Genomic DNA, 22,857 nt, shown 5'->3' on the forward strand with positions numbered 1-22,857 from the left:
GCGCCTCCACTTCGTCGTGCGATGAACACCGAGTGGCGACCATCACAGCCAGCGTAAACTACTTTACGGATTCGGTGTCAAGTAACTATTCGGTTTCAAGTCTGTACATAGTTTCGGCGTTCTTTCTTGACTTCCACTACTATTTGGGTACGTTATGAGCACGGTCACAGTCTCCGAGAGCGAGGCACCGACCACTCTCGCCATCCGCCGTCCCGCAGCCGGGACCCGTTCGAGGAGCACCATGAACGACCTCGCGATCAACAACTCTGCACCGGCCACCGCGTCAGCCGAGCTGGTCAATCTTGTTGTTAAGGGCATGTCCCGTGGGCCGATCGCCCCTGAGCTGCAGATAGTCGTCGACGCCGGGCATGCCATCGCCAAGGGTCCGATGGTGATGCCGACCCCCGCGGGTATTGCTGAGGCAGGCCGCCTGGTCCGTCTGCCGGAGAGCAGCGCGCAGGAGCAGGCCGTGCGGGACTTCCTCCACGCCTTTCTTCCCGTCAACCGGCAGCTGCGTGAACTGTGCACCGCGTGGCAGTGCCGACCGGACGGCTCGGCCAACGACCACTCGGACGCCCAGTACGACGCCTCCATCCGGGATCGACTCGACGACATCCACTCGGCGGTCTCGAAGATGCTGCGGCGGGCAGGCAAACAGGCCCCCGAACTCACCGAATACCGCGACCGTCTCGGAGTCGCGCTCGAACGGTTCGACGACGGCGACACCGCATCCCTCACCTCACCCCTCACCGACGGCTACCACACCGTCTGGATGTGGCTGCACCAGCACGTTCTGATGATGCTCGGTGTCACCCGCGCCGAGGACGAGGCACTCGAGGAGGAGCTCGTTTCGGGTTCATCCCGATGACGTTGTCGGAGAACACATTCCCGGCAACGACCCGCGCCGCCGTCCCGTACGGCCAGGGACGTGCCCGCGGACTCGGCGCAGACGTGCTCGGCGTGCACGGCGTCGAGATGGACAACCTCGTCGCCCTCGGCCTGCCCGTCGTCCCAGGATTGACGGTGCCGATCGGCGCCGGATCCGGCCTGCAGGATCACCAGACCGCCACCACGGCGATCGACCTGCTCGAAAAGCTCGCGGTCCGAGGCATCTGGCCGGCTGTGCGTACAGAGCGTCGGCCCATGCTCATGCATCTACGCTGCAGCGCCCCCGTACCCGTGTCGGCTCTACCGCCCGCCATCTCGGTCATCGGCTTGTCCAGCCGGAACATCGACGCGCTGGTGGAAGTCATCGGACGCGAACGCGACATCTACGACTCCTGGGCCGCGAATCTGCGGTTCGTCGCCGAGAACGCGCTCGACGTGGATGTCGATGACCTCGACGACCTCGCGGACGACCATCCCGACAGCAGGGCCCAGGTGCCCGCACTGCTGGAGCTGATCGAAGAATCGACAGGTGCACCCTTCCCCGCCGACCCGGCCGAACAACTGGGCCTGGCGGCCACGGCGATGCTGGCTCGGTGGGCGTCACCTCGAGGCCAGCGGGCCCGTAGGGCGTTGTCGCTCCCCGACGATCTCGGGATCGCCCTGCATGTCCGAGCGCTGCGTCTGGGCTCGTGGAACGAGTCCGGGTACGGATCGGCCATCAGCCGCGACCTCGAGACCGGCCGTTTCGCACCCCACGGAGTCTTTCATCTCGGCGTTCGCCGGGCCGACCCGAATCCGGGCCCCGGTGACCCCCTTGACCAGACACCGGGCGGCGTCCAGATCCTGGACCAGATCTTCGCAACCCTCGAGCCGCATCTGCGTGGAGTCGCAGAGGTCGAGTTCGAGGTGCGAGACCGCCAGCTGGCATTGCTGAGTGCCCAGGCGGTCGAACACCCCGGCCCACGCGCGATCACGCACCTCGCGGTGGATCTCGCGACCGCAGGCTCCATCGACCGCAGCGAAGCCGTTCGCATGCTCGAACCAGACCTGATGCAAGACCTCCTGCACGCCCAGCTCAAACTGACCGGGTCCGAACAATTGCTCGCACGCGGGCTACCGGCCTCTCCCGGCGCTGCGATCGGTGAGATCGCTCTGTCGAGCGACCGCGCGATTGCGCTCGCAGGCCAGGGCAAGAACGTCATCCTCGTCGCATCCGAGACGAGCCCGGCAGACGTGCCTGCCCTGCTCGCGGCCACCGCGGTGGTCACATCGAACGGCGGGCTGGCATCGCATGCCGCGGTTGTCGCACGGGGGGCCGGACGCCCGGCTGTCTGCGGAGCGACGACGCTACGAATCGACGCGAACGCCGGCACGGTCACCTCCGGTGAGGTGACGCTCCGTGAAGGCGACACCGTGTCGGTCAACGGGCGCACCGGAGACGTGTATTGCGGCACCGTGACGATCCGCCCCGCCGAGCCATCGGCCGAACTCGAGGTACTGCTCGGGTGGGCCGACGAGATCCGGCGCCTGAGGGTGCGCACCAATGCAGACAACGCCGAGGACGCCGCAACGGCGTTTCGGCTCGGCGCCGAGGGAATCGGCCTCTGCCGCACCGAACATCAGTTCCTCGGCGATCAGCTTCCTCTGGTGCAGCGCCTGGTACTCGCAGAATCGGAGGCTGAAGAGATCGAGGCGATCGCCGCTCTCACCACGGCCCAGCAGAGCGACTTCACCGACCTGCTGCGAGTGGTCGGGAACCGGCCGATCACGGTTCGCCTTCTCGACGCTCCGCTCCACGAGTTCCTGCCTGCCGACGGCGAGTACCGCGACGAGGCGCAAGCCCAGCGCGCCGCCGACACCCATGAATCGAATCCGATGCTCGGATTGCGGGGTGTGCGGTTCGCGATGGTGCAACAGAAGCTGTATCCGGCACAGGCCGAGGCGCTGTTCCGGGCGTGGGTGACCGTGAACGGCGAAGGGCTGCAACCACAACTCGAGGTGATGATCCCGCTGGTGTCACTGCCCGGCGAGCTGTCCAAAGCAATCGAGCAGGTGCGTTCGGCCGCAGCGGATGTTGAGCAGGACACCGGCGTGACGATTCCGTATCTCGTGGGCAGCATGGTGGAGACACCCCGCGCCGCCTTGCTGGCCGAATCGTTGGCCGAAGACGCGCAGTTCCTCTCGTTCGGCACCAACGATCTGACGCAGCTCACCTATGGGTTCTCGCGGGACGACGTCGAGAAGACCATGCTCACCCACTATCTCGAACACGGACTGCTCGACGACAGTCCCTTCGCCGTACTGGACACCGATGGTGTCGGGGCGTTGATCTCGATGGCCGTCCGCAGTGCGCAGCAGGCACGACCCGAGGTGAAGCTCGGCGTGTGCGGCGAACACGGCGGCGATCCTGCGTCGATCGCCTTCCTGGATTCTGTTGGACTGCACTATGTCTCGTGTTCGCCGCGTCGTGTCCCGGTGGCCCGGCTGGCTGCTGCGCACGCGGCACTCGAAAGCAGGTGATGGGCGCTGAGTACCGAACTCGATGACCTGCGTACTGCAGTCCGTGATGCCGCTGCCGACCTCGGCGGGCCGGCCCTGTGCCGTCGGCTGGACGCCGACGGCCCTGGCTGGGATGCCAGAGCGTGGTCGGTGCTGGCCGAGCAGATCGGCATCGGCGCACTGGGCTTGCCCGAAGACCTGGGAGGTCTTGGTGGTCTCCCCGAACTGGCGGTGGTGGCCGAAGAGCTCGGTGCCGCACTGCTGCCGGTCCCCTTTCTCTCCACCGTCATCGCCGGCCAGGTCCTACTGGGCACACCCACGCCCCCCGACGACGTCCTGACGGAGATCGCCGAGGGAGCGCCTGCGGCATTCGCAGGGCTCGACCGACGGGGGTGGTGGTCGGCTGCCGAATTGCTCTTCGCTGCAACCGAAGTCGACGGTGGCTGGGTGATCGACGGACACGCCCCGGCCGTGCTCGGCGCCGCGGGAGCGACATGGATTGTCGTCGCCGCGAACACCGCAGACGGTCCCGACATCTTTGTCGTCGCGGCGGCCACAGCCGGCGTGGGCGTCCATCCCATTGAAACCCTCGACCTCACGCGCGCTCAGGCCTCGGTCCATCTGGCTGCCGTCCCGGCGATCCGGCTCACCACCGGTGGAAATGCCTCTGCTGCAGTGCTTCCGGCCCTCGATACAGCGTGCATCGTGCTGGCAGCCGAGCAACTCGGCGGTTCTCAGGCCAGCCTCGATCACACGGTCGACTATGTGAAAGAGCGCCGGCAGTTCGGTCGGGCCATCGGCAGCTTCCAAGCCGTCAAACACACCCTCGCGGATCTGCTTGTCCTCGTCGAGTCGAGTCGCTCGGCAGTGAGCCGCGCAGTCGAGTCCGATGACCGGACCGAGGCCGGGGCCGTCGCTAGGGCCTGGTGTTCGGACGCCTACCGGAAAGTGAGTGCCGAAGCCGTGCAGTTACACGGCGGCATCGGCTTCACGTGGGAACACCACTGCCATCTCTATTTTCGTCGAGCGCGCGCCGACGCCCAACTGCTCGGCGGCAGTGCCATGCATCGCGAGCGACTGGCCACGGCTCTGGCCTGGTGAACGCCTGACCACAGGGAGAGGCGCGGCCGACGCGTTCGCCCGATGTTCATTTGGCGCACTGCATCGACACCTGTCAATATAGATCGGTGTCGAATCAAAGTCCGAACCCGTCCGGCGATGAAGCCTGTTGCTCGCCCTTGGTCCACGAACCGCTCAGCATGGACCGCACCGTCCAGCTGGCGCGCATGTTCAAGGCGTTGGGAGACCCGGTACGGCTGCGGCTGCTGAGCCTGATTGCCAGTCACCTCGGCGGCGAAGCATGCGTCTGCGACATATCAGACTCATTCGACCTGTCCCAGCCGACGATCTCGCATCATCTGAAGGTGCTCCGGCAGGCCGGCCTGCTCGACTGTGAGCGCCGCGGGACCTGGGTCTACTACCGGGTGATACCTGCGACGCTGCAACAGCTTTCGGCGACACTCGACATGTCCGATCTCTTGCACACCGTCGATGAGGCTCTGGTGACATCGTGAACACGGCGACAAACGCGGTCGACAGACCGGCGGTCGTCGCGAAGCTGTCCACACTCGACCGCTTCCTGCCGGTGTGGATCGGCGTCGCGATGGTCGTCGGCCTGGCGCTCGGCCGGCTGATCCCCGGACTGAACAACGCGCTGTCCGCGATTTCGGTCGACGGCGTCTCGCTGCCCATCGCCATCGGGTTGCTGATCATGATGTACCCGGTGCTCGCCAAGGTCCGCTACGACCGTCTCGACTCCGTGACCGGCGACAAACGACTGCTGGTGGCCTCGTTGGTGCTGAACTGGCTGATCGGCCCGGCACTGATGTTCGCCCTGGCATGGCTGTTCCTCCCAGATCTGCCCGAGTACCGGACCGGCCTCATCATCGTCGGGCTGGCACGGTGCATCGCGATGGTGATCATCTGGAACGACCTCGCGTGCGGTGATCGCGAAGCTGCCGCAGTGCTGGTCGCGATCAACTCGGTGTTCCAGGTGGTCATGTTCGCCGTGCTGGGGTGGTTCTACCTCTCAGTACTCCCGGGGTGGTTGGGCCTGGAACAGACCACCATCGAGGCGTCGCCCTGGCAGATCGCGCAATCCGTGCTGATCTTCCTGGGAATCCCGCTCATCGCCGGGTTCCTGTCCCGTTATCTCGGCGAGAAGCGCAAAGGCCGAGAGTGGTACGAGACAACCTTCCTACCGCGAATCGGCCCCTGGGCGCTGTACGGGCTGTTGTTCACGATCGTCATTCTCTTTGCGTTGCAGGGTGATCAGATCACGTCGCAGCCTCTCGACGTGGTCCGGATCGCGCTCCCGCTACTGGTGTACTTCGCGGTCATGTGGGGTGGCGGATACGCGTTCGGGGCTGCGATGGGGCTGGGGTACGCACGCACCACCACACTCGCGTTCACCGCGGCGGGCAACAATTTTGAACTCGCCATCGCCGTCGCCATCGCCACCTACGGCGCCACGTCGGGGCAAGCGCTCGCCGGCGTTGTCGGGCCCTTGATCGAAGTGCCGGTCCTCGTCGCACTGGTGTACGTGTCGCTCGCCCTGCGTCGACGCTTCACCCCGCAGCCTTCCTCCCGGTCAGAGGGCGTGACGGGCAATGTCTGACAAAAGGCCAATGGCCAACAGGGTTCCCAGCGTGCTGTTCGTATGCGTGAGCAACAGGGGCAAGTCGGTGATGGCGCAGGGCCTCGCCCAGAAGATCGCCGGCGCCAAGCTGTCCGCAGGCTCAGCGGGCACGGATGCGAAGGTCGATGGCCGGGTGAACGAGCTGTCCGCCCAGGCTCTCGCCGAGGTCGGGGCGGATGTCTCCGATCACCGGCCCCGCCAGCTCACCGACGACCTGATGCGCGCCGCTGACGTGACCGTGGTCGTCGGGACAGCCGCGCAGGTGAACCCTCCCGAGGGAACGACACTCGAGGTGTGGGACACCGATGAGCCATCACTGCGGGGGATCGAGGGCATCGACCGGATGCGCGTGATCCGCGACGACATCGCAACCCGGGTCACCGACCTCATCGCCCGATTGACCTGAGCTGTTCGAGCGGGGTTGGTGGGCAGCTCACGAAACCCGCACACGCTCGCACTACAGGCCGAGCAACAGCGAGAACCCCGAGCCGGTCGCGGGTCGGCTCAGTCTGCGGGGCGAGCAAGAGCCAGCACACCGAGCGGGGCGGACCAGGAGCGAACCAACTAGCAGCAGGACTTGCTGGGATCTTCCCCTGCAGCTGAACCGCAACACACCGAATCAGTCGGGCTCGCCTCGGTACTGCTGTCCAACAACAACTTCGGGCTGGTGCCGAACGTGTCCGAATCCGCGAGGACGGTGTACACCTCCCACTTTTCACCCGCCGGGCCGGTCACCCACACCTTGTCCTGGGTGGCAAAGCAGCATGTCGAGTTGATCTCTTCTTCGGTGAAGAGTCCTTCGCCACTGAGTCGGGCGATTTCGTTGTGAACCTTCTCGCTCGACTCCACCTCGACCCCGAGATGGTTGATCGTTCCACCCTTGCCCGGGTTTTCCAGCAGGACCAACTTCAGTGGCGGTTCGGTCACCGCGAAGTTCGCATATCCGGGCTTGAGTTTGGCCGGCGGGACGTCGAACAATTTCGAGTAGAACGCGACCGCCTGGTCCAGATCGTCAACATTGAGTGCCAGCTGCATACGGGACATGGTTTGACCTCCACCTGTGAGACATACGTCGAATTACTTGCCACCCCACACTGGCTACCTTTTCGACATATGTCAAGGAAGTCGGTAGAGTTCGGGCATGCCCAAGACTCTTCCGGTGATCGACATGACGGCACCCATCTGCTGCGCGCCGGTCTCGGCGTCACCAATGGACGATGCGGCCGCGCTGGAAGTTGCGTTGCGGCTCAAGGCACTTGCCGACCCGGTGCGGATCAAGCTCATGTCGATTCTCCTCACGGCGGAGTCGGGTGAGGTGTGCACCTGCGACCTCGCCACGGCCGTGAAGTTGTCCGAGCCGACGGTCAGTCACCATCTCGGACAGCTCAAGAAGGCGGGCATGGTGCGGCCGGAGCGACGCGGCATGAACGTCTACTACCGCGCCCACACCGACGCGTTGCAGGCCCTGCGGCAGGTTCTCGACCCCTCCTGCTGCCGCTGAGCGCGTCGCCCGGCCGCACACGCACCGATCAGTTCGCCATCTGCGCGAACATGCCTGGGACATAGCCGCCTGCCGGCGTCTTCACGATCACGTTGATCCGATTGGCTGCGTTGATCAATGCGATGAGACAAATCAGGGCGCCAACCTGATCGTCGTCATGGTGTTTGCGCGCCTCCGCCCAGGTTTCATCGCGGACGCCACGGTGAAGATCGGCGAGTCGGGTGGCTTCTTCGGTGAGGGCCAACGCAGCACGCTCGGCGTCTGTGAACACGGTTGCCTCACGCCAGACGGCAATCAAATTGAGCCGCGTCGATGTTTCCCCGGCCGCGGCCGCCTCCTTGGTGTGCATGTCCGTGCAGAATCCACACCCGTTGATCTGACTGGCGCGAATCTTGACCAGTTCCTGGGTCGATCTCGGCAGTGGCGAATCGTCGATCACCAGGCCGGCGTTGAGGAACCGCTTGCTGAACTTCGCGGCGACGTCATTGTCGAGCATGTCGAATCGGGCAACCATTGATCATGTCCTCACTTGAGATGGTGTCTGTCGCGGAATGCGACAACCACGAGATGTCGGCGAGCCTCCGGTTGTGACACCCCCAGCCAGGTGTCACACATTCGCCGACACGGGCGTCTGATGGGAACAAGCGACCAACGCAAGGAAGGCACCGATGACCGACGAGCCCCTGACCGCAGCCGCCGCCCCCGGCGGACATTCTGATGCCGCGACCGACGTGTTCCTCGCTCATCGCAATCTGCTGTTCACGATTGCCTACGAGATCCTCGGTTCGGCTGCCGACGCCGAGGATGCGTTGCAAGAGACCTGGATGCGCTGGGCGGGAGTCGACCTCGACGACGTGCACAACGAGCGCGCGTATCTGGTCACAATCGCCACCCACCAGGCACTGTCACGGTTGCGGACGCTGGGACGTCGACGTGAGTCCTATGTCGGCCCATGGCTGCCGGAACCGTTGCTGACAGCACCCGATGTGGCGGATGACGTCGAGCTGGCCGAGAGCGTGTCGATGGCGATGCTGCTCGTGATGGAGACTCTTGCACCCACCGAGAGGGCGGTGTTCGTATTGCGGGAGGTGTTCGACCTTCCGTATGACGAGATCGCGATCGCCGTCGACAAGACCTCCGCCGCCGTCAGACAGATTGCTCACCGAGCCCGCGCTCATGTTGCCGCTCGCCGACCGCGAGGCACTGTGAGTCCTGACGAATCGCGGGTTGCCCTGCAAGCCTTTCAGCACGCCGTCGAAACGGGTGATCTGCAAGAACTGGTCGACCTCCTCGCACCTGATGTGGTTCTCCTCGGCGACGGAGGCGGTGTCAAGAAGGCCGTTGTGCGCCCCATCGTCGGGTCCGACCGCGTGGCACGACTCCTCGCCGGCGGCCTGCCACGAATCGATGGATCGGTGTCCACCGAGCGAGTCCTGATCAACGGCTCCCCCGCTATCATCGTCAGCATCGATGGACAGATCGACAATGCGGTGTCGTTCAGGTTCGACGAGGGCAAGATCACGGGCCTCTACATCGTGCGCAATCCCGATAAGCTCTCCCGTCTTGCCCAAGAGGTCTCACTTGATCGGTGAGTTCTTCCCCATCGAATATTTCCGAATTCCGGTTCGCCCGATAAGAACGCGGAGTACATTCACTGCTCGAACACGCCGAAGGTGCGACTCCTGAGGAGGGCGTATGAGCACCTCACAAGAACGCGCCGAGCAACTCGACCTGATCGCCCGACTTCAGTCGTCCTATCCCGAACTCCCTGACGCACCGACACCAGACCTTCTCGACCACAAACGGTTTGTCGCGTACATGAAGCCCGTTCACGACGTCGGCGGCGAACCCGATGCGCCGTTGAAGTACGAGAACAAGGCGTACGAGTACTGGGAGCACATGACATACGTGATGTGCGAGGTTCTCGCGTGGCGGGGAATCTGGCTGTCCGAAGAACGCCGGCGCATCGGCAACGTCGACGTCGGCCGAGCGGTGTACCTCGGGATACCGTATTACGGCCGTTGGCTTTACGCCGTTGCGCGGATACTCGTGGAGAAGCACCACATCGGGCTCGGAGAACTCGCCGAGCGAATGTTGGAAGTTCAGAACCGCTACCCGGACGGACTGTCCGGCAACAGACTCGAGGCCACACCGCGCCACGAGGGCGACGGGTCCGGCGTCTCACGCAACACCCATCATCGGCACGCGGTGGGAATCGGGGATCCGCAGATCTACGCGGGACGGGCCGGTGAGCCCGCGTTCGCAGTTGGCGATCGCGTCCTCGTCCGCGAACTCCCGGTGCTGCTCTACACCCGCACACCCGAGTATGTGCGCGGAGCCCATGGACGGATCGAATCCGTCGCCTACGAGAGTCCCGCACCCGAAGACGAGACATGGGGTCGCGAGGACGCGAAACCGGAGTGGTTCTACGTCGTCGGGTTCGAGATGGCGGAGCTGTGGGAGGGCTATACCGGCACACCAGATGACATCCTGCGCACCGAGATACCGCAACGGTGGCTTGCATCGGCGTAGGGGAAGGACAGGGGGAATGACCGAGCACAACCACAACCACGATCACGACCACGAGCGGACTGTCGCCCCGATGGTCGACGAGGTGACCGATTTCGAGGTGCTCGAGATCGCGTTGCGCGAACTCTGCATCGAGAAAGGGCTTTTCACCGCAGAAGAACACCGGCTGTTCACCGAATTCGCGGAGCAGATCGGGCCGACGCCCGCGGCGCGCCTCGTTGCACGCGCCTGGCTCGATCCCGAGTTCAAACAACTCGCCCTGAGTGAACCGATGGCGGCAAGCAAGGAGGTCGGTGTTGATTGGCTCGAACCCACCGGCTTCGGAACCCCCAGCGATTTCACCGCCTTCTCCATTCTCGAAGACACCCCCACCGTTCACAACGTCATCGTCTGCGCGCTGTGCTCCTGCTATCCGCGACCCATCCTCGGCAACTCGCCTGAGTGGTACCGCACCCCCAATTACCGGCGCCGCATGGTTCGGTGGCCCCGTCAGGTACTCGCCGAATTCGGCCTCTACCTTCCCGACGATGTTGCTGTGCGGGTGCAAGATTCGAATCAGAAGCACCGATTCATGGTGATGCCCATGCAACCGCCTGGCACCGAGGGTTGGAGCGAAGACGAGCTCGCCGAGATCATCACCCGCGACAGCCTCATCGGGGTGGCGCTGCCGAAACCCGGCGTGACCACCAATGTCATCACCGAGACACGGGCCGCCATCCACCCCGCACAGGACAATTGACATGGGAGACAGCACTTCCGGGAGCAAGAGCGACTACGCACCGCTCGCCGAGATCATCGAACGGGGGCAGGTGTGGCCGACGATGGCGCAGAAATACGGCGTCGAGAACCCGGTACCGCCGTGGAAGACCAGTCTTGATGGCGTCTGTGACGCGCTCGATCGAGCCGCTTCCGCCCAAGCGCCGAGTGTCACCGACCGCAGGGATGACGAGGACCGCTTGTCATCGACGATCTATGCGGATGTGCCCTACCCCGAGAGCCAGTTGATCTCGCTAGCGCACTCCCTCCTGGATCGTGGCGTGATCGACGAGACCGAGCTACGTCAGCGGCTCTCCGCCGTCCGTGCCCGACTCGAGGCCTGACGCCTCGCCGTACCGGTGTGCGATCCATGTCCCGAGCGCACGCAACCTGTCGTTCAGTGCGGGCGGCTCCAGCACATCGAAGTCGAAGTTCTGGTAAATCAGCCAGCGCGCAGCCCAATCCAGGTCGTCGGCACCAAGCGTCAGTACGCAATCGTCGCCGTCGTCGGTGACCGAGCCGACCACCGGACGCACTATTCGTCTTGCTTCGTCGCCCGACATGTAAAGCCGCACCCGGATGTGGTGCCGCCAGCCGTGAGCGAAGGCGTCTGCCACGAAGGCCGCGGCATCGGGAGGTGGGGGCGGGGTACCGAACCTCGTGCCCAGCGGCCTCACATCGCTGATCCGGTCGAGGGCGTAGGTCAGCCACTGCTGCGACCCACGCTGGTTGCCCACCAGATACCAACGCCCACTTGCCCGGACAAGATTCAGTGGCTGAACATCGCGTGCCTCACCACGGTGATCTGTGCGTCGGCGATGCCGGAAGCGGACGGCCTCCCCTGATCGGCACGCAAGCGCCAAGGTGACGAGCACACCCGCGTCTGCAGACACCATCTCGCCACCCTCGAGGGCCTCGGCTGCAGCCACCGCCTCGAACCGCCCGCGCAGGCGCGACGGGATGGTCTCGGTCAACTTGGCGAGTGCGGTGACCGCGGCGGGGGCCAATCCCCCGACCCCCACCGACCCGTGCAGCCCGAGGGCGACCGCCAGTGCCTCGTCGGCGTCGAGGACGAGAGGCGGAGTCACCGATCCGGCGGCGAGCGTGTACCCCCCGAAACGGCCAGGTTCGGCGTCGATCCGATAGCCCAGATCTCGGAGATGCTCCACATCGCGTCGCGCCGTGCGCTCGGTGACATCGAGGCGATCGGCCAGCCGGCCCGCGCTGATACCCGGGTTCGACTGCAAGATCGCCAGCATCTGCAGGCGACGACCGGTGGGTGTGGACATCAGGTTGACGATGATGCCAAACCCTGACAGTTCTTGGCAGGGTATTGGTCTAGCTTTCCTCGCATGGACACAATCACATTGATCAGGCCCGAAGGGCTGGTACGTAGCCCGGCGTTCAGTCACGTTGCCGTGGTCCCGCCAGGGGCCACGACCATTTACGTCGGCGGCCAGAACGCGGTCGATGCCACCGGGGCGATCGTCGGTGGCGACGACGTCGGAGCCCAGACCGCACAGGTCATGAAGAACCTGCAGACCGCGTTGGCCGCCGCCGGGGCGACGATGTCGGACGTGGTGAGCATGACGCTGTTCGCGGTCGACGGCATCGACCTCACCGCTGGTTATGCCGTTGCCGCACAAGCTCTCGACCCGACAGGCGATCCGCCCTTGATCGCGGCGGCGATGGTCTCATCGATGGCGGTCCCCGGTGCACTCGTCGAGCTGTCCGCGATCGCCGCCGTCATGCGATGAGCTCGCGCGAGACCGGTCACACCAAGGACGCGGGGTGGCAGATCGGTGTCTCGAAGACGGCGGATTGTCCGATCGATGTCGTCTGGGATTTCCTCACCTCGGCCGAGGGGACGCCACTGTGGCTCGGGCACGGGGTGTCGGTGCTGGACGAAAGGGGTCGCGCATACCAGACCCACGACGGAATCGTCGGCGAGACAAGGACTTTCCACTGGCATGACCGGATCCGACTGACGTGGCAGCCACCCCACTGGGATCACGACAGCACCGTGCAGCTCGCGGTGAGGGCCGGCGGACCCGGCAAGACGATGATCCGCTTCCACCAGGAGCGACTGCTCGATGCAGGCGAGCGAGAACAACAGCGCACCCACTGGCGGGCCGTCATGGCCTCTGTGGTCGCGGCACTGGACGCCCTCGACGCCTGACCACTCCGCGGCGAATCTTTTTTTGACTGATTCCAGAAAAACCTTCCCATCGGGCCGACACTTTGCTTATCGTGGTCACCATGGCCACCACACCGGACAACGCGGAACGGCTACGCGCCGCAGACCTCCGCGTCACCCAACCCAGGGTGGCCGTTCTGGAAGCCGTGGACAGTCATCCGCACGCCGACACCGACACCGTTTTCGGTCTCGTGCGCGCAGTGCTGCCCTCCGTCTCGCGCCAAGCCGTCTACGACGTGCTGGGCGCGTTGACAACTGCACGGCTCGTGCGTCGGATACAACCGGCCGGCCACGTCGCACGGTACGAATCCCGGGTCGGCGACAATCACCACCACGTGGTGTGCCGCGCGTGCGGCGTGATCGCCGATGCCGACTGCGCGGTCGGAGAAGCGCCTTGTCTCAGCGCTTCGGACTCGCACGGATTCCTGCTCGACGAAGCCGAGGTCACTTATTGGGGTCTGTGCCCCGATTGTGCCGACGCGACCAGAGTTTGATCACAGCCCGTGATCACAGCCCGATCAACCTAACCGCGAAAGGAACGCAGTGACCTCCGATAGTCGCCCGCCCCATTCAGACGCCGGAACCGCTACCGCCAGTGAGAGCGAGAACCCGGCGATCCCATCGCCGAAGCCCAAGGGGCATGCCCCGCTCACCAACAAGGACTGGTGGCCGGAACAGATCGACCTGTCGATCCTGCACGCGCACACGTCCAAGTCGAACCCGCTGGGTGAGGACTTCGACTACGCAGCAGAGTTCGCGAAGCTCGACGTGGAGGCACTCAAGGCCGATGTCATCGATCTGATGACCACGTCGCAAGACTGGTGGCCGGCCGACTACGGGCACTACGGCGGCCTGTTCATCCGCATGAGCTGGCACTCCGCGGGCACCTACCGGGTGTTCGACGGACGCGGTGGCGGCGGTCAGGGCGCACAGCGTTTCGCGCCGCTCAACAGCTGGCCCGACAACGCAAACCTCGACAAGGCCCGCCGGCTTCTGTGGCCGGTCAAGCAGAAGTACGGCAGCAAGATCTCGTGGGCCGATCTCCTGGTCTTCGCCGGCAACTGCGCACTCGAGTCGATGGGTTTCCAGACCTTCGGTTTCGCGTTCGGCCGGGCAGACATCTGGGAGCCCGAAGAGGTGTTCTGGGGTCCTGAGGACGAATGGCTGGGCACCGACAAGCGTTACGAAGGCGAACGTGAGCTCAACGAGCAGCTCGGCGCCACCACCATGGGCCTGATCTACGTCAATCCCGAAGGGCCAGAAGGCAAGCCCGACCCCATCGCGGCAGCCAAGGACATCCGCGAGACGTTCGGCCGGATGGCCATGAACGACGAGGAAACCGCTGCGCTGATCATCGGTGGACACAGCTTCGGCAAGACCCACGGCGCCCACAACGCCGACAAGATCGGTCCCGAGCCCGAAGGCGCGCCGAAGGAGCAGCAGGGTCTGGGCTGGAAGAACGGCTACGGCAAGGGCAAGGCCGAGGACACCGTCACCAGCGGTCTCGAGGTCGTGTGGACCTCCACCCCCACCCAGTGGGGCAACGGGTTCCTGCAGAACCTCTACGGCTTCGAGTGGGAACTGACCAAGAGCCCCGCCGGCGCATGGCAGTTCGTCGCCAAGGACGGTGCCGGAGCGGGCACCATCCCCGATCCGTTCGACGGACCGGGCCGTGCCCCCACCATGCTGGTCACCGACGTCGCCCTGCGTGAAGACCCCATCTACGGCGAGATCACCCGCCGCTGGCTCGATCACCCCGAGCAGCTCGCCGAGGCCTTTGCCAAGGCTTGGTACAAGCTCCTGCATCGCGACATGGGACCCGTCACCCGCTTCCTGGGCCCCTGGGTCCCCGAGGCACAGCTGTGGCAGGACCCGGTTCCGGCAGTCGACCATGAACTGGTTGACGACCAGGACATCGCCTCGCTCAAGAGCAAGGTGCTCGAGTCCGGTCTGTCGGTGGCTCAGCTGGTCAACACCGCCTGGAAGTCGGCGAGCAGCTACCGCAGCACCGACATGCGTGGCGGTGCGAACGGTGCACGTATCCGCCTTGAGCCGCAGAAGAACTGGGAGGCCAACGAGCCTGCCGAGTTGGCAAAGGTGCTCACCGTTCTCGAGCAGATCCAGCAGGACTTCAACGGCTCGGGTGGCAAGAAGATCTCGCTGGCCGACCTGATCGTGCTCGCCGGTTCCGCTGCCGTGGAGAAGGCTGCGCAAGACGCCGGCCACGGCGTCACGGTGCCGTTCAGCCCCGGCCGCACGGATGCCTCGCAGGAGGAGACCGATGCGGAGTCGTTCAAGGTGCTCGAACTGCGGGCCGACGGATTCCGCAACTTCGTTCGCACCGGAGAGAAGACACCAGCGGAGGTGCTGCTGCTCGACCGCGCCTACATGCTGGACGTGACCGCACCGGAGCTGACCGCTCTGGTCGGTGGTCTGCGCGCACTGGGTGCCAATCACGGCGACACCAAGCACGGCGTCTTCACCGACCGCCCGGGCACGTTGACAAACGACTTCTTCGTCAACCTGCTCGACATCGGCACCGAGTGGAAGGCATCCGACTCCGATGCCGGCATCTACCAGGGCAGCGACCGGTCGACGGGTGCTCCCAAGTGGACCGCGACGGATGTCGATCTGGTGTTCGGATCGCACTCTCAGCTGCGTGCGCTCGTGGAGGTCTACGCGCAGGACGACGCCAAGGACAAGTTCGTCAACGACTTCGTCGCCGCATGGGTGAAGGTCATGAACAATGATCGCTTCGACCTGAAGTGATCGTTTGATCAACTGACAGAACAGATCACGTCGATGCCGGTCCCGTTCAGGGGCCGGCATCGACTTTTGTCACGGCTTGCCTGAAGTATCGATCCCCGAGCGCGGGGCAAACCGGCGAGCCCACACCTCACGCACCGCAACCGCGACCAGCACCAATCCCAGTGTCTGCATCGTCCCGAACCGAACACTGTCGAGGACGCCGGGAGTTGCCAACAGCAGCAACCCGAAGGCAACGCACGGCGCCGCAACCGTCACGACCCCAGGCACCAACCGGCGTACCGAGATGGCCGCGGCAACAGCTGCGAGGATCACCACTACGAACGCAATCACCGACAACACCTCGAGCTCGGTCCACGGGTCGGCCCCTGGGCCGGGCCAGGAGTTGGCTTCGAACGACGACGTGCCCGTGAAGTTGGCGATGGCGACCGGAGCTGTGATCTCGCTGTAGGCCTGCCGATTTCCCGACCATCCCGTGCCGGATGCGGGGCCAAGGTACTCGCTGGCCCCCGTCCAGGTGATGCCACCTGCGAACAACGTCACCACCACGAACACCCACCAGGCAACATGGCCGGTGATGCGGGCGAGCGGGAATACGCGGTGCCAGGTCATCGGCACAGTTTTACATCACCGAACGTCCGCTCTACCGACTTTCGGCAGCTGAGCGCAGTGCTTCAAGCGTTTTCGCGATGTTCCGTCGTTGGAACTGCGAGAACGTCATGCCTCGCGTGGCGACCCGGTCAAAGACGGCCGCGACCGCATCGGGCCACTTGATCCTGTCGTCGGACCACGTTTCGGTGACGCGGGTGCGACCGGCCTCCACGGTGTCGAACCTGTACTCCCACGTGGCGATCGGGCCCTTGAGCCGCGGCGTCTTCGGGCCGATCGCATCCACACGAAAAACGAAATGCGCACCGGGCTCGGCAGCGGTGACCGTGCAACGTGTAACCCAGTTGACGCTCCCACGTCTGTTCCGCCCGTGAAACACCATTCCCACAAAAGCTGCACCGTCGGCCGCCGGGTTCACCACGGTTGCACCCAGGTTCTCCGGACTCCATTCACCCATCCGGGTCGGGTCACTGACCATCTCGTACAGACGACCGGGGTCCGCTGCGATGTCGATGCTGTCGGAGACCTGCATGAGGCGCTTGGCTGTGGGCATCTCTCGACAGTAGTGGCGGGTAGGCCGCGGCGGATACCTCGCGTCAGCGAACGCGCAACCCATCCATGAGCAGCCCGACCATCCGTCGTGCGTCGTAGCTCGAGTTGCCACCCGATCCGATGCACAAGTTGCCGACGCCCCTCATCAGCTCCAATGCGGCTACGTCTGAACGGGTTTCGCCGGCTGCCGCGCCGGCTTCGAGCAAAGACGCACACACGGGCACGAGCCGCTCGAGAAAGTAGCTGTGCAAGGTCTGGAACCCTGCGTCGTCCGATTGTAGCGCCTCGGCAAGACCGTGCTTTGTCACCAGGAAGTCGACAAACAGATTGATCCACTGGGTCAGCGCGGCGTGCGGAGACGTTACGGACGTCAGGAGCGCCGGGCCGGCCTGCGCGCATTCTTCGACCTGGTGCCGGTAGACGGCGACGATCAGGTCGGCCCGGTTCGGGAAGTGCCGATAAATGGTGCCGACGCCAACCCCCGCCCTGGCGGCGATGTCGCGCACCGGCGCGTCGACGCCGGCGCTCACAAAGGCCGCAGCGGCCGCGTCGAGCAATGTCTTCTCGTTCCGTCGCGCATCTGACCGCTTCCGAGGTGGCGAGCCCTCGCTCTCCGTTCCACCCTGACCGTCCTGTGCCGCAGACGTCTGTTTGTTCACCACAGAGCTTTCGGCCCTTCCACTTGGCAAACGGAACATTGTTCCGTATCGTCCTTTACGGAACACTGTTCCGCTTTGTCCAGTATGTCAGAGCCGCACAAGCTCTCGCGTCACACCGTCAGAGGAGACACTATGAAGTACCGCACCCTGGGTCGTACCGGCGTCCAGGTCAGCACATTGGCGCTCGGAGCGATGAACTTCGGCGCCATCGGTCGCACCACCCAGGAGGAAGCGATCGCCATCGTCGATGCCGCTCTCGACGCTGGGATCAATGTCATCGACACAGCCGACATGTACGGCCAGGGAGAGTCCGAAGAGATGGTCGGCCGCGCGATCTCCGGTCGCCGCGACGACATCATCCTGGCGACGAAGGCAAACATGCCGATGGGCGAAGAACTGAATCATCAAGGCAGTTCCCGCCGTTGGCTCACCATGGAGCTCGACAACAGCCTCCGCCGGCTCGGCGTAGACCACGTCGATCTGTACCAGATCCACCGGTGGGACCCGACCACCAGCGACGAGGAGACTCTTTCTGCACTCACAGACCTGCAGCGGGCGGGCAAGATTCGCTATTTCGGCTCCTCGACGTTCCCCGCATATCGAGTTGTTCAGGCACAGTGGGCGTCCCGTGAATACCGCCTCAGCAGATATGTGACCGAACAGCCCAGCTACTCGATCCTGCAACGGGGCATCGAGACCCATGTGTTGCCGGTCACGCAGGAGTACGGAATGGGCGTATTGGCGTGGAGCCCACTGGCGTCGGGTTGGCTGTCTGGCGCGATCCGCGAAGGTCGTGAGATCGCAACCAGCCGTTCTGGTCTGATGCCGGCCCGGTTCGACACCACGATCCCGGTGAACCGCGCCAAGATGGAGGCAGTGGAGCAGTTGGCGGGTGTCGCCGACCAGGCGGGCCTGACCATGATCCAACTCGCGCTCGGCTTCGTCACCGCTCATCCCGGCGTGACCAGTGCCATCATCGGCCCCCGTACGCTGCAACATCTACATTCTCAGACTGCGGCCGCCGACACGGTGCTCTCGTCAGACATCCTCGATGCCATCGACGCCATTGTCTCCCCCGGAACAGATATCGCCCCGGACGAGAAAGTGGACACCCCTCCTTCCCTCCTCGACCCCTCTTTGCGACGTCGCTGACGTCCATCGCCACCCCAACATTCAAGGACGCATGCTCATGGCCACCCCAAGTTTCGGCATCCTCACCGCTCAACAACAAGTCGATTACCGCGACGTCCTCCGCGTGTGGCTCGAGGCGGACGCGATCCCCGAGATCGAACATGCCTGGCTGTTCGACCACCTCATGCCGATCGGTGGCGACCCCAACGGGCCCATCTTCGAAGGCTGGACGCTGCTCTCGGCTCTCGCCGCAGAGACCGAGCGCCTACGCCTCGGCATCCTGGTCACCAGCAACCGCTTTCGACCACCGGCGATGCTAGCGAAAATCGCCACCACCGTCGACATCATCGCCGACGGTCGGTTGGACTTCGGGATCGGAGCGGGCTCGCGCCCGAACCCTCCAGAAGCTCGACGCGAGTACCCCGCGCACGGCTTGCCGTTCCACGACGTCGCTCATGCGGTGGGGAGTCTCACCGAGGCCTGCGTGGTGATCAAACGCCTGTGGACTGAGGACTCCCCGTTCGACTTCGATGGCCAGTACGTGCAACTGACCGGGGCGTTGCAGAATCCGAAACCTGTTCAGCGTCAACATCCGCCGTTGTTGATCGCCGGGCGTTCGGCCGCAGTGTTGCGCATCGTGGCCGAGCACGCAGACATCTGGAACATTCCCGGCGGTGACATCGCCGATGTCATCGCGCGCAGTGCTCTATTGGATCGCTACTGCGTCGAGATCGGTCGCGATCCTGCTTCAATCACTCGGTCGATCCATGTGCCGGTCTCCTATGAAGAGCCGGAGCGCACCCGGGACACGATCGGCCGAGTGGTCGATGCCAGCTTCGGGCACATCGTGCTGGGTCTGCCCGCTCCGTACCCGGTCCGCGTGGCCCGCTGGGTGGCCGATGAACTCATCGGCACATCCGCTCACGCACACGCTTGACCACTTGTGGCAGCCTGGACCGCATGGCCAAGGAAGTCGAACACACCGACGACGGTCGCTACATCGTGGTGGGCGGGCGCCGCTGGCGCGCCACGGATCCCGCGATTCCTGAGGATCGAAGTGCCGAGTTGCGCTCGATACTGATGGCCTGGCGTCGCGAGGTGAAACGGACCAGCGGCGCGCCGGAGTCACGAGCGGGTGTCCAGGCCACGAAAGTGGCTCTCGGCGAACGCGGTACACCGTGGTGGGAACAGACGGTGGACGAACGGCGCGCACGCTGGGAGGCCGACGTGCCTCGCCCTGGTGAAGACGGCCAGTAGCGCCGTCAGAGTCTGTCCCGTTGCGACCACGGCTTGTCGCGGTCTTCACGCGGCTCAGGCGGAAGGCCGAGTACCCGCTCGCCGATGATGTTGCGCTGGATCTGGTCGGTGCCACCCGCCAGCCGGTAGCCCGGACTGCCCAGTAGATGCTCCGTCCAGGCGAACTGATCAGGGTCCACGGCAGCGGTGATGTTGTTGCCCAGCAGGTCTGCGGCGATCTCACCGATACGTCCGAGCACATCGGAAGCCATCAGTTTGCCCACCGACGCAGCCGGGCCGGGCGAGCGTCCGGCTGCAGCGGCACGAGCGACCCGGTCGGCGGTCGCGGCACGCAGTTCTGAGCGTATGTAGGCGTCCGCCAGGTCTTGACGTACCAGCGGATCGTCCACAAGACCCAGCGATTTGGCCAACGCAACGAGTTCGGCGACCGAACCGCCCTTCTTCCGGGTGACCGACCCGGACGCCGTACGTTCGAATGCCAATGTGGCACTGGCGACCTTCCAGCCCTGACCGACCGAACCGAGTCGCATGCTGTCCGACACCCGAACGTTCTGGAGGAACACCTCGTTGAACGAGGCGCCACCACTCATCTGCCGAATCGGCCGGATGTCGACGCCCTCTGCATCAAGAGGGATCAGGAACGCGGTGATCCCCGTGTGCTTTGGGGCGTCGGGGTCGGTTCTGGCCAGCAGCATGCCCAGATCAGCGAATCTGGCACCCGACGACCACACCTTCTGGCCGTTGAAGATCCAGTCGTCGCCCTCCCGGACACCTCGACAACTCAGAGCGGCCAGATCTGAACCGGCGCCAGGCTCACTGAACAGTTGGCACGCGAGAAGATCGGTACGCAGCAACGGGTTCGCGTAATTTGCCCGCTGCTCGTCAGTTCCGAACATGGCAACGGCGGGACCGACAAGCCCGGTGGTGACGCTGATCAACTCAGTGGACGGTGGGACGTCGAACTCCCGCTCGGCCTGTGCAATCGCCGATGCGAAAGAGGCAGGCAGTCCACGGCCTCCGTGTTCGACGGCGAGCGTGACGGCGCCATAGCCGGCATCGAAACGCTGCCGGCGATACGCCCGGACGGCATCGAGCAAATCGAGTTCGTCTTCGTCGGACAGGTTACGGAACACCGCGAGGTCGGGCTTGTCCGTTGGAGTCGGCGCCGGCCGCGGGTCCACGATGGACGCCAGCCAGTGGCGTACCTCCTCCTGGAAGTCGGCGAGAGCCGGCACGGTGTCGAAAGTTTCGGTCACGATGGTCCTTTCGTGCTCAGACGGTCAAGACCGTGCATGCCGACAGGCCCGGGGCACCGTAGACGTGGGTGAAACCGATCTCCGGCTGATCTGGCACCTGGTGGCCTTCGGCGCGCCCCTGCAACTGGCGGACCACCTCGTGTACCTGGCGTAATCCGGACGCACCGATGGGCTCGCCGCCGGCCAGACAGCCGCCGTCGGTGTTGATGGGCAGTTCTCCGTCATGACGGGTGGCACCCGAGTCGAGCAGTTTGGCTTGCTCGCCGTGCCGGCACAGTCCGGTCTCGGCCATATGGATCAACTCTGAGCCAGAGTCGGTGTCCTGCAACTGCGCAACGCCGACATCAGCCGGGCGCACACCCGCAGCATCGAACGCGGCTGCAGCGGCGTCGATGCTGGGGCTGTTCACCGGGTCGGTGTGCAGCCAGGGTGAGAACACCTCGAACGACCCGAAGCGCCGGGTTCGGACCTCGACAGCCGCGAGCCGAATCGGGTTGTCGCACAGGTCATGGGCACGGTCGCCGCGGGCGAGGATCAACGCCACACCACCTTCGCCGGGCGAGCAGAACATGTACTGCGTCAGCGGATCGTTGACTGTCGCGGCGTCGAGCACCTGCTGTGAGGTGAGCGGTGTGCGACGCCACGCCATCGGATGCGCTGCACCATTGGCGAAAGCACGTTCGGCGACTGCCGCCAGCGCTGTCCTGTCGATGCCGTATTGATGCAGATACCGCTGGGTTTTCATCGCGAAGTACTGGGTGGTGACCATCATCCCGCTCCGGGCGTACCACTGACCGAGTCCGTACGCGGCGGGATCCGAGCCGAACGCCCCCCGCTCGTGTTTGTCGAACCCGACGACCGCAACCACATTCGCGCGTCCGGCAGTGAGCATGTCGGCCGCGGTCGACAATGCCACTCCGCCTGTTGCACAGCCGTTCTTGACGGTGGTGAACGGTATGCCGGTCAAACCGAGCCGCGACACAAGCGAATCCGGCTTGCCGGACACATTGCTCCCACCGACGGCGGCATCGATGTCGGACCATTCGAGTCCTGCATCGACGAGAGCGGCCCGCAATGCGTGCTCACCCATGTCCATACCGGTCACCCCGGGGTGCCGACCGAACGCGTGCATGCCTGCACCCACGATGTAGACGTCCCTGGCGCTCATTCGGCGACCTTCTCGAACGCAAAGGAGATGTCGCCCCCGGCCAATGGGAGAAGACGCAATTCCACCTCGTCACCGATGACCACCGATCCGAGAATCCTTGACTCCACCAGTACCGAACCCAGATCGACGTAGCCGACCACAAACGGCTCGAAACCCGATTCAGGTACCTCGTACGGCGGCTTCGGCGCGAATGACTGCGACGTCCAGGTCCATACCCTGCCGCGCGTCGGGAGTGACCGTTGCTCCATCGCTGCACTCGGACACGCAGGACACCGGGTCGCGGACGGGAACACCACCACACCGCATCCCGCGCAACCCGACCCGGCCAGCACCGGCGGTTCCACTTGGGCGAACAACGTCTCGTCTACAACGCTTCCTTCCATGCCAGAGC

Annotated in this window: 27 protein-coding genes; 18 read left to right on the forward strand and 9 right to left on the reverse strand. The window is 64.7% G+C overall.

Translation table 11 applies throughout. The features are described 5' to 3' along the window. Positions 1–154: 154 nt before the first annotated feature. From ACVWY6_RS15500 to ACVWY6_RS15525, 6 genes are all read left to right on the forward strand, one after another. Positions 155–868 (forward strand): hypothetical protein, encoded by a 714-nt coding sequence (locus ACVWY6_RS15500; protein WP_457539210.1) that lies wholly within the window; start codon positions 155–157, stop codon positions 866–868. Next, on the forward strand, positions 865–3,408 hold the full coding sequence (locus ACVWY6_RS15505; protein WP_457539211.1) for a putative PEP-binding protein: 2,544 nt from the start codon (positions 865–867) through the stop codon (positions 3,406–3,408). Before ACVWY6_RS15500 ends, ACVWY6_RS15505 begins: the two co-directional genes overlap by 4 nt. Positions 3,409–3,435: 27 nt before the next feature. After that, positions 3,436–4,488: an acyl-CoA dehydrogenase family protein gene (locus ACVWY6_RS15510; protein ID WP_457540172.1), complete on the forward strand. Its 1,053-nt coding sequence runs from the start codon at positions 3,436–3,438 to the stop codon at positions 4,486–4,488. A gap of 86 nt (positions 4,489–4,574) precedes the next feature. Beyond that, a complete protein-coding gene (locus ACVWY6_RS15515) occupies positions 4,575–4,961 on the forward strand; it encodes an ArsR/SmtB family transcription factor (RefSeq protein ID WP_457539212.1) in 387 nt (128 codons plus the stop codon). Beyond that, positions 4,958–6,064, forward strand: coding sequence for an ACR3 family arsenite efflux transporter (gene arsB / locus ACVWY6_RS15520; RefSeq protein ID WP_457539213.1), 1,107 nt, complete (start codon positions 4,958–4,960; stop codon positions 6,062–6,064). Before ACVWY6_RS15515 ends, arsB begins: the two co-directional genes overlap by 4 nt. 10 nt (positions 6,065–6,074) lie before the next feature. After that, a complete protein-coding gene (locus ACVWY6_RS15525; RefSeq protein ID WP_400721957.1) occupies positions 6,075–6,491 on the forward strand; it encodes an arsenate-mycothiol transferase ArsC in 417 nt (138 codons plus the stop codon). Between the two features lie 158 nt (positions 6,492–6,649). On the opposite strand, the gene ACVWY6_RS15530 is transcribed toward ACVWY6_RS15525, so the two are convergent. Then, positions 6,650–7,129 (reverse strand): ArsI/CadI family heavy metal resistance metalloenzyme, encoded by a 480-nt coding sequence (locus ACVWY6_RS15530; protein WP_457539215.1) that lies wholly within the window; start codon positions 7,127–7,129, stop codon positions 6,650–6,652. Positions 7,130–7,226: 97 nt separating this feature from the next. On the opposite strand from ACVWY6_RS15530, the gene ACVWY6_RS15535 reads away from it, so the two are divergent. Further along, positions 7,227–7,586, forward strand: a complete 360-nt coding sequence (locus ACVWY6_RS15535; RefSeq protein WP_116916239.1) for an Rv2640c family ArsR-like transcriptional regulator — start codon at positions 7,227–7,229, stop codon at positions 7,584–7,586. A gap of 28 nt (positions 7,587–7,614) precedes the next feature. On the opposite strand, the gene ACVWY6_RS15540 is transcribed toward ACVWY6_RS15535, so the two are convergent. After that, a complete protein-coding gene (locus ACVWY6_RS15540; protein ID WP_400721962.1) occupies positions 7,615–8,100 on the reverse strand; it encodes a carboxymuconolactone decarboxylase family protein in 486 nt (161 codons plus the stop codon). A 154-nt stretch (positions 8,101–8,254) separates the two neighbouring features. Here ACVWY6_RS15540 and ACVWY6_RS15545 point away from each other — a divergent pair, with 154 nt between their 5' ends. The 4 genes from ACVWY6_RS15545 to ACVWY6_RS15560 all read left to right on the forward strand — a co-directional run bounded on the left by ACVWY6_RS15545 (position 8,255) and on the right by ACVWY6_RS15560 (position 11,215). Then, positions 8,255–9,178, forward strand: coding sequence for an RNA polymerase sigma-70 factor (locus ACVWY6_RS15545; protein WP_457539217.1), 924 nt, complete (start codon positions 8,255–8,257; stop codon positions 9,176–9,178). Between the two features lie 103 nt (positions 9,179–9,281). Next, positions 9,282–10,118 carry an SH3-like domain-containing protein gene (locus ACVWY6_RS15550; protein WP_457539219.1) on the forward strand — a complete coding sequence of 279 codons (837 nt, stop codon included), beginning with the start codon at positions 9,282–9,284 and terminating at the stop codon, positions 10,116–10,118. Positions 10,119–10,134: 16 nt separating this feature from the next. Next, positions 10,135–10,854 carry a thiocyanate hydrolase subunit gamma gene (gene scnC, locus ACVWY6_RS15555; RefSeq protein ID WP_457539221.1) on the forward strand — a complete coding sequence of 240 codons (720 nt, stop codon included), beginning with the start codon at positions 10,135–10,137 and terminating at the stop codon, positions 10,852–10,854. A gap of 1 nt (position 10,855) precedes the next feature. Then, positions 10,856–11,215, forward strand: coding sequence for a thiocyanate hydrolase (locus ACVWY6_RS15560; RefSeq protein ID WP_457539223.1), 360 nt, complete (start codon positions 10,856–10,858; stop codon positions 11,213–11,215). On the opposite strand, the gene ACVWY6_RS15565 is transcribed toward ACVWY6_RS15560, so the two are convergent. Beyond that, positions 11,171–12,160, reverse strand: coding sequence for a helix-turn-helix transcriptional regulator (locus ACVWY6_RS15565; RefSeq protein ID WP_023958598.1), 990 nt, complete (start codon positions 12,158–12,160; stop codon positions 11,171–11,173). The genes ACVWY6_RS15560 and ACVWY6_RS15565 overlap by 45 nt on opposite strands. A gap of 63 nt (positions 12,161–12,223) precedes the next feature. Here ACVWY6_RS15565 and ACVWY6_RS15570 point away from each other — a divergent pair, with 63 nt between their 5' ends. The 4 genes from ACVWY6_RS15570 to katG all read left to right on the forward strand — a co-directional run bounded on the left by ACVWY6_RS15570 (position 12,224) and on the right by katG (position 15,837). Continuing rightward, complete coding sequence (locus tag ACVWY6_RS15570) at positions 12,224–12,628, forward strand: RidA family protein (protein WP_457539225.1); 405 nt, start codon at positions 12,224–12,226, stop codon at positions 12,626–12,628. Further along, complete coding sequence (locus ACVWY6_RS15575) at positions 12,625–13,050, forward strand: SRPBCC domain-containing protein (protein ID WP_457539227.1); 426 nt, start codon at positions 12,625–12,627, stop codon at positions 13,048–13,050. Before ACVWY6_RS15570 ends, ACVWY6_RS15575 begins: the two co-directional genes overlap by 4 nt. Positions 13,051–13,130: 80 nt before the next feature. Beyond that, the gene (locus tag ACVWY6_RS15580) at positions 13,131–13,562 is read left to right on the forward strand and encodes a Fur family transcriptional regulator (RefSeq protein ID WP_062797441.1); all 432 of its coding nucleotides are present in this window, start codon (positions 13,131–13,133) and stop codon (positions 13,560–13,562) included. 49 nt (positions 13,563–13,611) lie between these two features. Next, a complete protein-coding gene (gene katG, locus ACVWY6_RS15585) occupies positions 13,612–15,837 on the forward strand; it encodes a catalase/peroxidase HPI (RefSeq protein WP_457539229.1) in 2,226 nt (741 codons plus the stop codon). 69 nt (positions 15,838–15,906) lie between these two features. Here the strand turns inward: katG and ACVWY6_RS15590 are convergent, their stop codons facing one another. The 3 genes from ACVWY6_RS15590 to ACVWY6_RS15600 are packed head-to-tail and all read right to left on the reverse strand — an operon-like array spanning position 15,907 to position 17,654. Further along, positions 15,907–16,446: a hypothetical protein gene (locus ACVWY6_RS15590; RefSeq protein ID WP_457539231.1), complete on the reverse strand. Its 540-nt coding sequence runs from the start codon at positions 16,444–16,446 to the stop codon at positions 15,907–15,909. A gap of 31 nt (positions 16,447–16,477) precedes the next feature. Then, positions 16,478–16,996 (reverse strand): SRPBCC family protein, encoded by a 519-nt coding sequence (locus tag ACVWY6_RS15595; RefSeq protein WP_457539232.1) that lies wholly within the window; start codon positions 16,994–16,996, stop codon positions 16,478–16,480. 43 nt (positions 16,997–17,039) lie between these two features. After that, the gene (locus ACVWY6_RS15600; protein WP_457539233.1) at positions 17,040–17,654 is read right to left on the reverse strand and encodes a TetR/AcrR family transcriptional regulator; all 615 of its coding nucleotides are present in this window, start codon (positions 17,652–17,654) and stop codon (positions 17,040–17,042) included. A gap of 132 nt (positions 17,655–17,786) precedes the next feature. Here ACVWY6_RS15600 and ACVWY6_RS15605 point away from each other — a divergent pair, with 132 nt between their 5' ends. The 3 genes from ACVWY6_RS15605 to ACVWY6_RS15615 are packed head-to-tail and all read left to right on the forward strand — an operon-like array spanning position 17,787 to position 20,042. Next, complete coding sequence (locus ACVWY6_RS15605) at positions 17,787–18,806, forward strand: aldo/keto reductase (protein ID WP_457539235.1); 1,020 nt, start codon at positions 17,787–17,789, stop codon at positions 18,804–18,806. A gap of 37 nt (positions 18,807–18,843) precedes the next feature. Further along, positions 18,844–19,722, forward strand: coding sequence for an LLM class flavin-dependent oxidoreductase (locus tag ACVWY6_RS15610; RefSeq protein ID WP_457539236.1), 879 nt, complete (start codon positions 18,844–18,846; stop codon positions 19,720–19,722). Between the two features lie 23 nt (positions 19,723–19,745). After that, on the forward strand, positions 19,746–20,042 hold the full coding sequence (locus ACVWY6_RS15615; protein WP_023958578.1) for a hypothetical protein: 297 nt from the start codon (positions 19,746–19,748) through the stop codon (positions 20,040–20,042). Between the two features lie 5 nt (positions 20,043–20,047). Here ACVWY6_RS15615 and ACVWY6_RS15620 read toward each other — a convergent pair whose 3' ends face one another. From ACVWY6_RS15620 to ACVWY6_RS15630, 3 genes are read right to left on the reverse strand one after another with little or no spacing between them, the layout of a single operon-like run. Next, entirely contained in the window at positions 20,048–21,298 is a 1,251-nt protein-coding gene (locus tag ACVWY6_RS15620; protein WP_457539237.1) for an acyl-CoA dehydrogenase family protein, read from the reverse strand. Positions 21,299–21,314: 16 nt separating this feature from the next. Then, positions 21,315–22,466, reverse strand: a complete 1,152-nt coding sequence (locus ACVWY6_RS15625) for a thiolase family protein (protein WP_457539238.1) — start codon at positions 22,464–22,466, stop codon at positions 21,315–21,317. After that, entirely contained in the window at positions 22,463–22,849 is a 387-nt protein-coding gene (locus ACVWY6_RS15630) for a Zn-ribbon domain-containing OB-fold protein (RefSeq protein WP_457539239.1), read from the reverse strand. The genes ACVWY6_RS15625 and ACVWY6_RS15630 overlap by 4 nt, the downstream gene beginning before the upstream one ends. Positions 22,850–22,857 lie beyond the last annotated feature (8 nt).

It is taken from the genome of Williamsia sp. R60 (assembly GCF_054063855.1).

Bases quoted from the DNA above. Each gene is read 5' to 3' on its own strand.
- ACVWY6_RS15500 (WP_457539210.1), top strand. From the start codon at position 155: ATGAGCACGGTCACAGTCTCCGAGAGCGAGGCACCGACCACTCTCGCC.
- ACVWY6_RS15505 (WP_457539211.1), top strand. From the start codon at position 865: ATGACGTTGTCGGAGAACACATTCCCGGCAACGACCCGCGCCGCCGTC.
- ACVWY6_RS15525 (WP_400721957.1), top strand. From the start codon at position 6,075: ATGGCCAACAGGGTTCCCAGCGTGCTGTTCGTATGCGTGAGCAACAGG.
- ACVWY6_RS15530 (WP_457539215.1), bottom strand. From the start codon at position 7,129: ATGTCCCGTATGCAGCTGGCACTCAATGTTGACGATCTGGACCAGGCG.
- ACVWY6_RS15535 (WP_116916239.1), top strand. From the start codon at position 7,227: ATGCCCAAGACTCTTCCGGTGATCGACATGACGGCACCCATCTGCTGC.
- ACVWY6_RS15540 (WP_400721962.1), bottom strand. From the start codon at position 8,100: ATGGTTGCCCGATTCGACATGCTCGACAATGACGTCGCCGCGAAGTTC.
- ACVWY6_RS15545 (WP_457539217.1), top strand. From the start codon at position 8,255: ATGACCGACGAGCCCCTGACCGCAGCCGCCGCCCCCGGCGGACATTCT.
- ACVWY6_RS15550 (WP_457539219.1), top strand. From the start codon at position 9,282: ATGAGCACCTCACAAGAACGCGCCGAGCAACTCGACCTGATCGCCCGA.
- scnC (WP_457539221.1), top strand. From the start codon at position 10,135: ATGACCGAGCACAACCACAACCACGATCACGACCACGAGCGGACTGTC.
- ACVWY6_RS15560 (WP_457539223.1), top strand. From the start codon at position 10,856: ATGGGAGACAGCACTTCCGGGAGCAAGAGCGACTACGCACCGCTCGCC.
- ACVWY6_RS15565 (WP_023958598.1), bottom strand. From the start codon at position 12,160: ATGTCCACACCCACCGGTCGTCGCCTGCAGATGCTGGCGATCTTGCAG.
- ACVWY6_RS15570 (WP_457539225.1), top strand. From the start codon at position 12,224: ATGGACACAATCACATTGATCAGGCCCGAAGGGCTGGTACGTAGCCCG.
- ACVWY6_RS15575 (WP_457539227.1), top strand. From the start codon at position 12,625: ATGAGCTCGCGCGAGACCGGTCACACCAAGGACGCGGGGTGGCAGATC.
- ACVWY6_RS15580 (WP_062797441.1), top strand. From the start codon at position 13,131: ATGGCCACCACACCGGACAACGCGGAACGGCTACGCGCCGCAGACCTC.
- ACVWY6_RS15590 (WP_457539231.1), bottom strand. From the start codon at position 16,446: ATGACCTGGCACCGCGTATTCCCGCTCGCCCGCATCACCGGCCATGTT.
- ACVWY6_RS15595 (WP_457539232.1), bottom strand. From the start codon at position 16,996: ATGCCCACAGCCAAGCGCCTCATGCAGGTCTCCGACAGCATCGACATC.
- ACVWY6_RS15605 (WP_457539235.1), top strand. From the start codon at position 17,787: ATGAAGTACCGCACCCTGGGTCGTACCGGCGTCCAGGTCAGCACATTG.
- ACVWY6_RS15610 (WP_457539236.1), top strand. From the start codon at position 18,844: ATGGCCACCCCAAGTTTCGGCATCCTCACCGCTCAACAACAAGTCGAT.
- ACVWY6_RS15615 (WP_023958578.1), top strand. From the start codon at position 19,746: ATGGCCAAGGAAGTCGAACACACCGACGACGGTCGCTACATCGTGGTG.
- ACVWY6_RS15625 (WP_457539238.1), bottom strand. From the start codon at position 22,466: ATGAGCGCCAGGGACGTCTACATCGTGGGTGCAGGCATGCACGCGTTC.
- ACVWY6_RS15630 (WP_457539239.1), bottom strand. From the start codon at position 22,849: ATGGAAGGAAGCGTTGTAGACGAGACGTTGTTCGCCCAAGTGGAACCG.